Source organism: Streptomyces sp. NRRL F-5755, from assembly GCF_001279365.1.
Taxonomy (GTDB): Bacteria; Actinomycetota; Actinomycetes; order Streptomycetales; family Streptomycetaceae; genus Streptomyces; species Streptomyces rimosus.
Genome location: NZ_LGCW01000295.1, coordinates 20414 through 34107 on the forward strand (window position 1 = coordinate 20414; position 13694 = coordinate 34107).

10 protein-coding genes and 1 pseudogene are annotated in these 13694 nt (G+C 72.1%); 8 read left to right on the forward strand and 3 right to left on the reverse strand.

Annotated features, from left to right (window positions below; all coding sequences use genetic code 11):
* Positions 1-11: 11 nt before the first annotated feature.
* A complete protein-coding gene (locus tag ADK86_RS31575) occupies positions 12-1481 on the reverse strand; it encodes a serine hydrolase domain-containing protein (RefSeq protein WP_234346126.1) in 1470 nt (489 codons plus the stop codon).
* A 472-nt stretch (positions 1482-1953) separates the two neighbouring features.
* Here ADK86_RS31575 and ADK86_RS31580 point away from each other — a divergent pair, with 472 nt between their 5' ends.
* The 8 genes and pseudogenes from ADK86_RS31580 (at position 1954) to ADK86_RS45500 (ending at position 9464) form a co-directional block, all read left to right on the forward strand.
* Positions 1954-2667 carry a response regulator gene (locus tag ADK86_RS31580; RefSeq protein WP_053699676.1) on the forward strand — a complete coding sequence of 238 codons (714 nt, stop codon included), beginning with the start codon at positions 1954-1956 and terminating at the stop codon, positions 2665-2667.
* A gap of 323 nt (positions 2668-2990) precedes the next feature.
* The gene (locus tag ADK86_RS44925; RefSeq protein WP_078952386.1) at positions 2991-3614 is read left to right on the forward strand and encodes a hydrogenase maturation protease; all 624 of its coding nucleotides are present in this window, start codon (positions 2991-2993) and stop codon (positions 3612-3614) included.
* The gene (locus ADK86_RS31595; RefSeq protein WP_078952387.1) at positions 3614-4387 is read left to right on the forward strand and encodes a hypothetical protein; all 774 of its coding nucleotides are present in this window, start codon (positions 3614-3616) and stop codon (positions 4385-4387) included. Before ADK86_RS44925 ends, ADK86_RS31595 begins: the two co-directional genes overlap by 1 nt.
* A 120-nt stretch (positions 4388-4507) precedes the next feature.
* On the forward strand, positions 4508-7201 hold the full coding sequence (locus ADK86_RS31600) for a bifunctional GNAT family N-acetyltransferase/acetate--CoA ligase family protein (protein WP_053699677.1): 2694 nt from the start codon (positions 4508-4510) through the stop codon (positions 7199-7201).
* Positions 7202-7225: 24 nt separating this feature from the next.
* Positions 7226-8122: a universal stress protein gene (locus tag ADK86_RS31605; RefSeq protein WP_053699678.1), complete on the forward strand. Its 897-nt coding sequence runs from the start codon at positions 7226-7228 to the stop codon at positions 8120-8122.
* A gap of 49 nt (positions 8123-8171) precedes the next feature.
* Positions 8172-8897 (forward strand): CBS domain-containing protein, encoded by a 726-nt coding sequence (locus ADK86_RS31610; RefSeq protein WP_053699679.1) that lies wholly within the window; start codon positions 8172-8174, stop codon positions 8895-8897.
* 31 nt (positions 8898-8928) lie between these two features.
* Positions 8929-9138, forward strand: a pseudogene (locus ADK86_RS45495) (flavodoxin domain-containing protein); the annotation flags it as partial.
* A gap of 38 nt (positions 9139-9176) precedes the next feature.
* Positions 9177-9464, forward strand: coding sequence for a hypothetical protein (locus tag ADK86_RS45500; RefSeq protein ID WP_324611432.1), 288 nt, complete (start codon positions 9177-9179; stop codon positions 9462-9464).
* 414 nt (positions 9465-9878) lie between these two features.
* Here the strand turns inward: ADK86_RS45500 and ADK86_RS31620 are convergent, their stop codons facing one another.
* Entirely contained in the window at positions 9879-12662 is a 2784-nt protein-coding gene (locus ADK86_RS31620) for a cation-translocating P-type ATPase (RefSeq protein ID WP_053699680.1), read from the reverse strand.
* Positions 12663-12699: 37 nt separating this feature from the next.
* The gene (locus ADK86_RS31625; RefSeq protein WP_053699681.1) at positions 12700-13689 is read right to left on the reverse strand and encodes a polyphosphate kinase 2 family protein; all 990 of its coding nucleotides are present in this window, start codon (positions 13687-13689) and stop codon (positions 12700-12702) included.
* Positions 13690-13694: the final 5 nt, after the last annotated feature.

Genomic DNA, 13694 nt, shown 5'->3' on the forward strand with positions numbered 1-13694 from the left:
GCGGACACGACCTAAGGCGTCGTACTCTGCATCAGGCGCGCACGTACGCCTCGGGAAACCGCGCTCTTGTGCAAGGAGAGAGGGACGGGCACGAAGTGCAGCGCGTACGTACCGGGCTCCGGTCCGCGGCTGAACGCGATTCTGACCTTGCCGATCCCGTATCGCGACAGGTCGATCCGGAAGACGTAGGGATCGTCTTCGTCGTCGGGGTGGAGCGGGATGCCCCGGAGCATCAGAGGTACGGGGATCAGGCTGCGCAGCATGAGCCGGCCGCCGCGGACGAACACCTCCACCGCAGGCCCCGCCATGGCCCGGGCCCGGATGTCCGTGATCCGGCCCGCGAGGGTGTACCAGCCGCACAGCTCGCCCCACAGTTCGGGGCGCTGGGGCACGTCGGTGCGGAGCGTCTGCTCCGGCAGGCCGAGCAGGCGGCGCAGCAGGGCCTCGGTTTCGCCGGGCAGCCACAGCAGCGCGCGGTGGGCGGCGTTGGTCAGGGCGAACACGGCGAGCCCGTCGTCCGGGGCGACGAACAGCTGTGAGGTGAAGCCGGGCAGGATGCCCTGGTGCTCGACGAAGCGGTGGCCGTCCAGCTCCCCGCGGAAGAAGGCCAGGCCCATGCCGGGCACGCGGGGATCGGGCTGGTAGTGCGGGGCGAACATCGTGGCGAGGGTCGTGGGGGCGAGGACCGAGCCGTGCTGGTTGGTGCCGCCGCCGAGGAGTGCGCACAGGTAGCGGGCCATGTCCCGCGGGGTCGAGTAGACGGACGAGGCGCCAGGGGTCGTCCGCTCCCGGTCGGTGACCGCTTTCAGGCCGCGGGCGCGCAGCTCGTACCCGGTCGCCAGGCGCCCGAGGATGCGTGCGGCGCGGATCAGGTCGGTGTCGGTCATGCCGAGGGGGGTGAAGACGTGCTCGCGCAGGTAGTGGTCGAAGGGCTCGCCGCTGACGTCCGCGACGATCTGGCCGAGGGTGGCGAATCCGTGGTTGGCGTACGTCCATCGTGTGCCCGGGTCCGCGTCGATCCGCAGGCCGTGGCGGTAGTACTCGGCGAGCGACGGCAGTGGCCGGCCCACCCGTACGCCTTCCCCCGCGTTGGGCCGCAGCAGATCGGCCGGTGTGCGCAGCTCGCCCACGCCCGCGGTGTGGGTCAGCAGGTGACGCAGGGTCGGGGGCCGGTAACCGGGCCCGGCCAGGATGAGGGGGTAGGCGCTGAGGTAGTTCGCAGCCGGGGCGTCGAGGTCGACCAGGCCCCGCTCCCACAGCTGCATCACCGCGATCGCCGTGAAGGTCTTGCTGATCGAGGCGACACGGAAGACCGTGTTGTCGCTTATCGGCTCGCGCATCTCCATGTCGGCGAACCCGTGCACGGAGAGGTGCTCAAGGCGGCCGTCGTGCACCACTCCCACAGCCAGCCCTCCGACGGGTCGGCGGTTGAGCATCCCGGCGACCCATTCCTCCGTCACGCTCGCGAGTTTCTGAAGCATGGCTCCTCCTCACCTCCGGCGCGTGGCCGCAGTTATCGGGCGCGCGCTGCCGCCCGTCAAGGGGCCGGAAGGGAAGGGCAGGAAAACCGGCTTCCGGGAAGACCTTCGATACGGCGAGCGGTGCGACGGAGGAAGGGCGGGCACAGGGAGCGGGAGGGCGGTGCGGCTCCGGCGACGGTTTACGTCCTGGGGCGGGCGCGGGGCCCAGGGTGGCCTACGAGCGCCAGGGTGGGCGGGGCGCAAGAGTGTGGGTGCGCGCCGAGGGCGCCCGGCTCGTGGTCGTCTTCGAGAGGAGCGATGAGCGGCCCTTACGGGGACCACCGGGACCGGCAGGAAGTCGACGCGCGGGCGGCAGGCTTCGCGCACCGGCCGCTGTCGGGCCCGTCGGAGAAGGAGCACCATCGAAGCGGACGCGCGCCGGGTTACGGCGCGGGCGGCGGTTCGCCGCGCTCACGGACGGAGCGATGCCCTCATGCACGCACCAGCCACCCCGAACCCGATCCGGGTCTTCCTGCTGGACGACCACGAGATGGTACGCAGGGGCGTACGCGATCTGCTCGACGCCGAACCGGACATCGACGTGGTGGGCGAGGCCGCCGACCGGCGCGAAGCCCTGGCCAGGGGGCCCGCCCTGCGCCCGCACGTCGCGCTCCTGGACGTACGGCTCGGTCCCGGCAGTCCGGAAGGCGACCACGAGGGCATCGAGGCGTGCCGCGAACTGCGCGCCCGGATGCCGGAACTGGCCTGCCTGATGCTGACCTCCTTCGATGACGACGAAGCGCTCTTCGACGCCATCATGGCGGGCGCGGCCGGTTACGTCCTCAAGCAGATCAAGGGCTCCGACCTGGTCTCGGCCGTACGGACGGTGGCGGCCGGCGCGTCCTTGCTCGACCCGGGCGCCACCGCGCGCGTCATGGCCCGGGTCCGCGGCGAAGAAGATCCTGTACCGCCCGAACTGGCCCGCCTGTCCCCCCGGGAGCGGGAAATCCTCCAACTGATCGGCGCGGGGCTGACCAACGGGCAGATCGCCCAGCGGCTGTACCTGGCGGAGAAGACCGTCAAGAACCGCATCTCCTCGATCCTCGCGAAGCTCGGCGTCGGCCGCCGTATCCAGGCCGCGGTGCTGGCCGAGAAGATCCGGCACCGCGATCCGACGGCCCCCGAGAGCTCTGGCGAACGGGCATGAGCGGCCGAAGAGCCTCAAGGGCATGGTCGGCGCCGACCACCAGGAGGTCGGGAGCGAGGGCAGCTTCGAGCGTGTCCGCAGTTGTCGGTGAGGGCGCCCGCAGCGAGGCGACGGTCGCTCTCGCGTATACGAGGCGGCCCCGCGCCCCGGGGAGACCGAGGCTGCTGACGCTGTGGAGGGGTGGTTCGGGGCGTGTCGAGGGCCGTTCGGCCCCAAGCGGGCGGGCGTGCTGAGGCCGCACTCTGGCGGGGTAGGGCCGGCGCCCGGCGGTGGCCGGAATCCCGGCCGGGCCCGATCGGTCGCCTCTCGGACAGGAGAGTCCCGTGGCACAGGCGCCCCGCATCGCGGTGACCGGCGTCGGCACCACGTTCCGTCGCGACGACGGAATCGGACCGGCCGTCGTGCGACGGCTGCGCGAGCGGACCGTGGAGCGCCCGCTGCCGCCGTCGGTCGAGCTCGTGGACCGTGACGGTCGGAGCGGACGGCTGGTGTCCCTGTGGGAAGGCGCGGAGCCGGCCATCGTGGTCGACGGCACCCACGCCAAGCCCCGTCACCCCGGCCGCGACCACCGCTTCGGCCCCGAAGGCCCGTACGCCCGCCCGGCCGGCACCAGTTCGCACGGTCCGGCCCTGGGCAAAGCCATCGAGCTGCCCAACGTGCTGGGCCGCCTGCCGGGCAGGCTCATCCCGCGACGCGTACTGGAGATGTACGAGAGCACCGGACCGCGCATGGCCCGCGGGGACTTCGGCGGAATCCGCTGCGAAGCGTGCCTGGAGCACACGCCGGAGGCCGACGTCGGCGACCACGTCGTCGTGCACGTCGGCTCCGCCATCACCACCGTCGACGAGACCGAGGCGGTCCGCGCGCTCGCCGTACCGCGGGCGATGCCGGACGCCGTGGCGGGCGAACCGCTGCCCGCCGGAACACCCACCGAGGAGTCAGGATAATGGCCATCGCCTCAGTCCAGCAGGGCCCTTTCGCGCTCCCCCACGGCGCGACGGCTCACCGCTCGGCCCTCGACACCGCCGAGACCCGGCCCTCGCCGCTCACCCGGTACCACGCGCTGATCGTGGGCATCGAGGGGGTGGTCACCGACACCGCACGCATTCACGCCGGGGCCTGGCAGCGCACCTTCGACACCTTCTTCCGGCGGGCCGAGCACCTCCCGCGGCACATCACCCGGCCCTTCGATCCGGACGGCGACTTCCGCCGGTTCTTCCAGGGACGAGCCCGCGCCGACGGCGTCCAGGCGTTCCTGACCGCGCGCGGCATTCCGCCCCCGGAGGACGAAGGTGCCTGGGCACCGGCGAGCCGCGCCGTACGGACGCTCGTCGCCCACGAGGACCGGCTGTTCGACGCGTACATGCAGCGCCACGGTGTGCCGGTCTGGCCGGACAGCCTGCGGCTGGTGGGCGCCATGCGCCGGCACACGGTGCCGGTCGCCGCGGTGTCCGCCTCCCGCCGCGCGCACGCCCTGCTGGCGGCGGCGGGCGTGCAGCACCGCTTCGACGCCGTGGTGGACGGGCGTGTGCGGGCCACGCCCCTGCGTACCGCCGTGGTGGTCGCGGCGCCCGCCTGGGTGACCGCGGCCCGGCGGGGCGGCTTCGGTCTCGTGGTCGGCCTGGACCGGGCGGGCCGGGCGGAGTACGCGGGCGAACTCTACGAGCGGGGCGCAGGTCACGTGGTGGGCGGCCTGGCCGAGCTGATTCCCGCCGCCTGACGTACGTCCTCGACCGAGGGCCAGGGCCGAGTGGCCCGGGCCGGCCCCGTACGGCCTATGGGAAGTCCCGCCTGGGCCACGGAATCTGGAAGCAGAACCCGTTCCAGCCGAGGAGCTGCGATGACGAGCACCGAGCGGCCCGGAAACAGTGTGTACGCACTGCTGTCCGACGGCACCACGGTCCGCATACGGCCCGCCCGCCCGGAGGACCGGGAACGGGTGCTGCGCCTGTTCACCGGCATGTCCCCGGAGAATCTGCGGCTGCGGTTCTTCACCGCGGGGCCCGGGTCCGCCGAGGCAGCCGCGGAGCGCATCAGCTCCCCCGGCGACCCGGGCGACCACGCTCTGCTCGCGCTGGTGGGTGACGAGGTCACCGGTACGGCGGAGTTCCACCGCTCCCCCGCCGACCGGCAGGCTGCGGACATCGGGCTCGCGGTCGCCGACGCCTGGCACGGCCGCGGCATCGGGACCCTGCTGCTGGAGCATCTGGTGCACGCCGCCCGCGCTGCCGGCCTCCGCAGGTTCACCGCCGATGCCCTGACCGAGAACCACCTCATGCTGAAGGTGATCGCCGACCTTGGGCTGCGCACCGCGCGGCGCTTCGACGGTCCGGAGGTCCAGTGCACCATCGAACTCAGCGAAGACGAACCGTATTTGACCGCGGTGGACGAGCGGGGGCGCACCGCCGATGTGGCCAGTCTGGAGCCGTTGCTGCGGCCCGCCTCGGTCGTCGTGATCGGCGCCGGCCGGTCCCCGTCGTCGGTTGGCCGTGCGCTCCTCGTCAACATCCGCGCGCACGGCTTCACCGGGCAGCTCGCCGCCGTCAACCCGCACGCCGACGCCATCGACGGCACACCCTGCCACCCGTCCGTCGGCCAACTCCCCTACGTCCCCGATCTCGCGGTCCTGGCGATACCCGCCCCCGCCGTACCCGACGTCGCCGAACAGTGCGGCAAACACGGTGTGAAGGCCCTGGTCGCCATCACTTCCGGGCTCGGCGACGGTCAGGCGGCGGGGCTGCTGGCCGCCTGCCGGCGCCACGGGATGCGGCTGGTGGGCCCCAACTGCCTGGGCCTGGCCAACACCGAGCAGACCGTACGGCTGGACGCGACCTTCGCCGCGGCGCCGCCCCGTGCCGGCACCGCCGGGGTCGCCGTGCAGTCCGGCGGGGTGGGCATCGCGCTGCTCGGCGCACTGTCCCGGCTCGGCATCGGCGTGTCCTCCTTCGTCTCGCTCGGCGACAAGTACGACGTCAGCGGCAACGACCTGTTGCAGTGGTGGGAGAGCGACGGCGTCACCGATCTGGCGCTGCTGCACCTGGAGTCGTTCGGCAACCCGCGCGCCTTCTCCCGCACCGCGCGCCGGGTGGCCCGTACCATGCCCGTCCTGACCGTGGACGCGGGCCGCTCACAGGCCGGGCGGCGCGCCGCCGCCTCGCACACCGCGGCCATCGCCACTCCGACGATGACCCGCCGGGCCCTGTTCCGGCAGGCCGGGATCATCGCCACCGACAGCATCGGCGATCTCGTCGCCACCGCCGCCCTGCTGCGTGCCCAGCCGCTGCCAGCCGGCGCCCGGGTCGCCGTGGTCAGCAACGCGGGCGGCGCGGCCGTCCTGGCCGCCGATGCCTGCGCGGAAGCCGGGCTGACCATTCCGGAGCTGCCGGGACCGCTCATCGCCGACCTGCTCGCCGCCCTCCCGCCCGGCGCCAAGGCCGCTAACCCGGTCGACACCACCGCCGTCGTCTCCGGGAAGCAACTGGCGGCCTGCCTGGACCTGCTGACCGGGCACGGCGCCGTGGACGCCGTGCTCGTGGCGCTGGTTCCCACCGCTCTGTCCGCCGCGACCGGGGACGATCCGGCCAGGGCCCTCGTTGCGCCGTCCGGGACGAGGGCCCGGCCGGTCGCCGCAGTACTCCCCGGTCAGGACGTGTCCGTACGGCTGCTGCACAGCGGCGGCGCCACCGTCCCGGCGTACGCCGAACCGTCTGCTGCCGCCCGGGCTCTCGCCCATGCCGTCTCCTACGCCCACTGGCGCGCCGAGCCCCCGGGCACGGTCCCGGCCCTGGAGGGCATCGACAGCGGAACTGCCGCCGCACTCGTGGCCGACTTCCTGGCCCGCCATCCCGACGGCGGCTGGGCGGACCCCGGCCTGTGCGCGGCGCTGCTGGAGGCGTACGGCATTCCGCAGTCACCGTGGGAGTGGGCCGCCGACGCCGACGCGGCGGTGGCCGGGGCCGAACGGCTCGGCGGCGGCCGGATGGCCCTCAAGGCGTACTGGCCCGGACTGCTGCACAAGACCGATGTCGGAGCGCTGCGCCTGGACCTGGAGGGGCCGCAGCACATCCGTACCGCATACAGGGAGCTGGCCCGGGACTTCGCCGGTGTGATGACGGGGGCGGTGGTGCAGCCGATGGCCGCGCGCGGCATCGAGCTGGTCGCGGGCGTCGTCCAGGACCAGGTGTTCGGCCCCCTGGTGCTCTTCGGCCTCGGCGGCACCGCGACCGAGGTGCTGGCCGACCACGCCGCCCGCCTCGCGCCGCTCACCGACCTGGACGCCCACGCCCTGATCACCGCTCCCCGGTGCGCGCCCCTGCTGTTCGGCCACCGCACCGGCCGGGCCGTGGACCTCGAAGGGCTCGAACAGCTGCTGTTGCGTCTGTCCCGGATGGCGTGCGACCTTCCGCAGCTGGCCGAGGCCGACCTCAATCCCGTACTCGCCCGGCCGGACGCAATTCTTCCGCTGGACGTCCGTATCCGGCTGCTCCCGCACACCGCGCAGAGCCCGTACCTGCGCCGCCTGCGCGCCCGCTGACCGGCTCCGCCCCTGGAGGCTGTGATGACCCGAGCACCAACCCCGTTCTCCGGCCGGGTGATCGTCGGATTCGACGGCTCCGCCCCTGCCGTACGCGCCCTCGACCACGCCACCGACGAGGCCGCCCGCCGCGGCACCGCACTGGAGATCATCTGCGGCTGGCCCTGGGGCAAGCACCCGCTGCCCGACTTCGGCGTCACCGACGACACCGGCAAACTCCTCTACAGCAGCGCCCGCCGCATGATGGACACCGCCACCGAACGCGTCCGGGCCCGCGCCGCCCAGGTGGCCGTCAGCGCGTCCCTGACCACGGAATCGGCGGCGCGCGCCCTGCTGCGCTGCGGACGCGACGCCGCCCTCACCGTCGTCGGCACCCGCGGCCACGGCGGCTTCGCCGGGCTGCTGCTGGGCTCGGTGAGCCTGCGCGTGGCGGCCCACTGCACCACGCCGCTCATGGTCGTACGCGGCGACCAGGACGCCGAAGAGCACCACCGCGTCCTCATCGGCGTCGCATCGGACGCGGACACCGACGCCCTCCACTTCGCCTTCCGGGAAGCCCGACGGCGCGGATGCGCCCTGCGGGTGCTGCACGCCTGGCAGTACCCCGCGGCACCCCATGGCTCCCACGCCGCGTCGTACCACCTCACCTGGGACGAACTGGAGCAGCTGCGCAAGGGAGCCGAAACGGTTTCCCAGTACGCCGTCGCACCGCTGCGCGAAACCTACCCGGACATCGACGTCCACCCGGACACGGTCTGCCTGGGCGCGGGCAAAGCCCTCGTGGAAGCGAGCCGGAACGCCGACGTGGCCGTACTGGCCGCCCACCGCCGCCCCCGTCACATCGGTCTGCAACTCGGCCCGGTCACCCACGCGATGCTGCACCACGCGCACTGCCCGGTCGTCCTCGTACCCGTCGGCTGAGCGGCGGACCGCCCCGAGACACACCACGAAGCCGGAAGGAGCACAGAAGATGAAGCACCGGCTGATCGACCAGGTCATGAACCGGGACGTCGTCAAGACGCTCCCCGACGCGCCGTTCAAGGAGGTCGCCGACCTGCTGGCACGGCACGCCATCAGCGGAGTGCCCGTCGTGGACCGGGACGACAAGGTACTGGGCGTCGTCTCGGAGACCGACCTGATGTACCGGCAGGCCGGCCAGGAGGACGCACCGCACCGGCGGTACGTACCGGTTCCGCGCTCCAAGCGCGCCCGCACCGCGCGGGCCAAGGCAGGTGCGCGAACGGCCCGTGCCCTGATGTCCTCCCCCGCCGTCACCATCGGCCCCCGCCAGACTGTCACCGAGGCCGCCCGCACCATGGCCGCCCATCACGTCGAACGCCTCCCGGTCATCGACGAGGAGGGACGGCTCATGGGCATCGTCACCCGCAGCGACCTGCTCTCCGTCTTCCGCCGCCCCGACGAGGAAATCCGCAACGAGATCATCGACGACGTTTTCGTCCGGACCCTGTGGCTCGCCCCGCACACCATCGACGTGCGCGTCCACGACGGCGTCGTCACCCTCACCGGAAAACTTCAGCGCCGCAGCGAAGTCCCCATCGCCGTACGGCTCACCGGCCGCGTCGACGGTGTCGTGAGCGTCACCGACCACCTCTCCTACCAGGAGGACGACTCCCATCTGCGCCCCACCGAACAGGCCCTGCACGGCATCACCGAGGAATGGCTGCGGAAGATCTGACCGGCCCGATTATGAAGGGAATTGACCCACCATGACCGGACAACGCATTCTCGTCGCCTACGGAACCCGGAACGGAGGGACGGCCGGCATCGCCGAGGAGATCGCGGCGGTACTCGAAAAGGACGGCCTGGCCGCCGAGGTCCGCTCGGCGGCGGACATCGACGACCTGTCCTCCTACGACGCGGTCGTCCTCGGCGGCGGACTGTACGCCGGCCGCTGGCAGCACGACGCCCGGCGCTTCGCCCGCAGGCTCAAGGCCCCGCTGCGGGAGCGCCCCGTGTGGTGCTTCAGCAGCGGCCCGCTCGACGCCTCCGCCAGGACATCCCGCCGACCCGGGCGGTGCGGCGCGCCATCTCCCGCATCGAGGCGCGCGGCCACACCACCTTCGGCGGCCGCCTCGACCCGCACCCCGAAGGCCGGCTCGCCCGCTCCATGGCCAAGCGGGGCATGGCCCACGACTGGCGGGACTTCGACCAGATCCGCGCCTGGGCACACACGGTCGCGACCGAGCTGCACAGGCAGTCGCAGGCTTCGGGAGAGGCCGGACCGGCGGTGGACAAGCGGTGAGCTGTGGTCCCGGTGTCACGGTGCGGGGGCGTGGCGGATCCGCCGGCCCGAGGGCCCGGCGGTGACATGCAGATGCTGCCACTGGTCGGGAGTGACATCGGGGGCCGGCCCGGGTCGGCGTAGGGGCGAGGAGCGCGCTGCGCGCGGGTGCGCATGAATTCCACCGGGGCGACGAAGCGTCCGTGCGCCTGGCCGGGGCGACGGCTTCCAGGCGCAGGAGAAGGTCGTGGCGGTCACCGGCACCGCTTCTCCTGCCCTGCCATGGTGCTCATCGTCGCCACGGTAGCGGCCGTACGGGCAGCTCCAAGCAGCGTATAAGCGCCCCAGCAGGAGCAGGCACCCCGCACACGCGCCCCCACCGACAGTTGCCGCAAGCCCACCGTCCGCGCCCCGCTCGGCAGTCGTCATGCACCGTCACCGAACATGCCCACCCCTCCGGGCCACAAGCTTGCCGAGTTCCCACAGGAGCAGCAGGGCGACGGCGGGTACGAGGGCCCACGCGAAGTGCCTCAGGGCGAGTTCGGTGGTGCCCAGCAGGCGGTGGAAGAGGTCCATCTGGGTGACGGCGATGGCGAGGGCTACCTCGATGAGCAGCGCCCGGTTCATCTGCTTGCTGTCGAAGCTTGCGGTCGTCAGCGCGGTGCCGGTCTCGCTGCGGCATTCGAGTGCGGCCACGATCAGGCACAGGGCGAAGGACGTGAACGCGATGGAGTTGCCGATGGGGAGGCTGTCGTAGAGCGACCGGCCGAGCTGGATCATGCAGAGCAGGCCGATGCTGATGGCCAGTCCCGCCAGGCCGACCGTGACCATCACCCCCGGGGTGAGCACCGGCTCCCCGCGGGGCCGCGGCTTGCGGCCCATGAGGTCCGGGCTCTCCTGGTCGAAGCCGAGGGCGAACCCGAAGGCGGCGTTGACGAAGAAGTGGATCCACAGGACCTGCGCGGCGGTGAACGGTTCACCGGCGGCGATGTTGAACAGGGCGGCGCCGAGGAACGTCAGGACGAAGACCACCAGCAGGACCAGGACGAAGCGGATGTACTTCGTGAGGTTGTCGTAGATCTTCCGGCCCTGCTCGACCGCGGAGACGATGCTGGCGAAGTTGTCGTCAGAAAGGATCACCTGGCCGGCGTTCTTGGCCACTTCGGTACCGGAGCCCATGGCGATGCCGACGTCGGCGGCTTTGATCGCCGGGGCGTCGTTGACGCCGTCCCCCGTCATGGCCACCACGTCGCCCTTCTTCTTCAGCGTGTCCGCGAGCAGCACCTTGTGTTCGGGGGCGACCCGGCCGAGTACCCCGATGTGCTCGATGGCGGCCAGCCGTTCGGGCTCGGGCAGGGCGGCGAAGTCGGCGCCGAGGACGGCGTCGCCTTCGATGCCGAGCTGTTCGGCGATGGCGGCGCCGGTGGTGACCTCGTCCCCGGTGACCATCCGGACGCGGATACGGGCCGCCTGCGCGGCGGCGACCGCTGCCCGGGATTCGTCCCGTGGCGGGTCGACCATCCCCACCAGGCTGGTCATCTGCAGCTCGGTGACGTACCCGAGGAGATCACCGGACGGGTCGAACGCAGCCGGGTCCAGGTCACGGACCGCGGCGGCCATCACGCGCTTGCCCTGCCGTGCCATGCGGTCCTCGTGCGCCTGTGCCCGCTCGCGCAGGTCGGCGTCCCACGGAAAGCTCATGCCGTCGGAGAAGGCCGTTGCCGCGCGGGCCGTCACCGCCGGTGCCGCGCCCTTCACGAAGCACCGTACGACCGGCCGCCCGGCGGCATCGCTCGCCGCGTTGAACGTGGCCATCAGCTTGTACGTCGGGTCGAACGGCAGAGTCGCCAGCCGGGGCAGGCGCTCCCGGGTGGCGTCGATGTCCAGGCCGGCCTTGTGGCACAGCACGATCAGTGCGCCTTCGGTGGGGTCGCCGACCACCTTGCCGTCGACGAGTGTGGCGTCGGAGGCGACCAGGTACGGCAGAACCGCCTGCTCGATGGAGTCCGAGCTGCCCGCGGCGTGGTGCACCGCGCCTTCCAGGCCGTACCCGCTGCCGGAGACGGTGTAGCGGTCCGTCGGCGTCAGCACCTCCACGACCGTCACCTGGTTCATCGTCAGGGTGCCGGTCTTGTCGGAGTTGAGCGCCGAGGTGAATCCCAGGGTCTCCACCGAGGGCAGGTCCTTCACGATCGCGTGCCCCCTGGCGAGGGTGACGGCCCCGATCGAGAGGATGGTCTGCGCCACCGTGGGCAGTGCCTCCGGGATGGCCGCGATGGCCAGGGCGACGGCGCTCACGAAGAGCACGTCCCAGGCTTCGCCGCGGCTGCGCCCCAGGACGAACATCGCGATCATCGTCAGGCCGGCCGCCCCCGCGATCCACAGGGTGAGCCGGTCCAGCTCCCTGGTCAGCGGCGAGACCTCTTGGGGAGTGGCGGAGAGCATGCCGGAGATGGTCCCGAGTTCGGTGCCGGTTCCGGTGGCCGTGATGATGGCGATGCCGCTGCCGTGTGTGACAGGGGTGTTCATGAAGGCCATGTTCGACTGATCGGCCGGCCCCGGCCGTTGGTCCGCAGGTCCGGGCCGCTGGTCCGCCGACCCCGGCCGTTGTGCCGCCGCCCCCGGCCGCTCGCCGGGCAGCGTCCGCGCTTCCTTGGCGACGGGCGCGCTTTCGCCCGTGAGCGCGGCCTCGTCGATCTGCAGGGCGCTGGCCGCGATGATGCGGCCGTCCGCCGGTACCTCGCTTCCGGCCGAGAGGAGGACGACGTCGCCGACCACCACCTGTTCGGCCGGGATCTCGGCTTCCCTCCCGTCCCGGCGTACCCGGGCGGTCGCCTTCATCATCGACTTGAGGGCGTTCATGGCGCTCTCGGCCTTGCCGGCCTGCCGCATGCCGATCACCGCGTTGACCACCGTCAGGACCAGCAGGATTCCGGCGGTCCCCCACTCCGTGATCAGCAGGGACACCACGGCGGCGACGACCAGGATGATCTGCATGTAGCTGCGGTACTGGGCCAGGAACCGCCGCCATCCCGGCTCGGGCTCCTCGGCCGGCAACGCGTTCGGGCCGTTTTGGTCCAGCAGTTCGGCGGCGCGCGCCGTGGACAGTCCCACAGCGGGGTCCACCCCGAAGGCCGCCGCGACCTCCTCCGGCGACCGCGCGTACCACCGCTCGGGCTCGACTGCCCGATGGTCCTGGGCACCTGTTTCCACAGCCATCGTGACTGCCTCCGCTCCGGTCGTCCCCGGGCTGCGCCTACTCCTGTCCTGTGCGCCCGTCCTTCCCGTGCCGCTCGCGGTTCTTACCGGCCACCGACGCCGCGTACGGATCCGCCGGTGCGCCCTTGGGCGCTTCCTTCTCCAGCTCCTTCTTGGCCCTGGCGAGTTCCAGGCGGGCCGGTTTGCTCATCTGCGGGTACTGCGGGTCGATGCCGATCAGCGTGTGCGCGAGCACGGCGGCCGCGCAGAGCCGCGCCAGCCACTTGCGGTCCGCGGGTACGACGTACCAAGGAGCCCAGGGGGTGCTGGTGGCGGAGAGCATCTGGGAGAAGGCCCGCTGGTAGGCGTCCCAGTGCGCGCGTTCGCGCACATCGGCCGCCGAGAACTTCCAGTTGCGCTCCGGCACGTCGATCCGCTTCAGGAACCGGATCCGCTGCTCCTCCTTCGACAGGTTCAGCATCAGTTTGACGACTTTGAAGCCGTTCTCGGCGAGGTAGCGCTCCCAGGCGTTGATCTCCCGGTAGCGGCGCGCCCACACACCGCCGTCCCGCGTCGTCCCGGGCAGCCGCTGCCGGTGGAGGTTCTCCGGGTGCACCCGCACCACCAGGACCTCTTCGTAGTGCGACCGGTTGAAGATGGCGATCTCCCCGCGCCGGGGCAGCTGACGCGTGTAACGCCACAGGTAGTCGTGGTCGAGCTCTTCGGTGGAGGGCACCTTGAAGTTCGCCACCCGTACGCCCTGCGGGCTCAGCCCGCTCATCACATGGCGGATCGTCCCGTCCTTGCCGCCGGCGTCCAGCGCCTGCAGACACACCAGTACGCCCCAGGTCTGCTCGGCGGCCAGCCGCCGCTGGTACTCCGCCAGCAGCTCGATTCCCACCCGCAAGAGCTCGACCCCGTTCGTCTTCTTGGCGATGCCCGCCCGGGAGCCGGGGTCGAAGTCCCGCGTCAGGTCCACCTCCGTGCCCGGAGGGATCCGCAGCTGTTCGATGAACGCCTCGATGCGTTCCGCTGTCGTGTCGGTCATCCGCG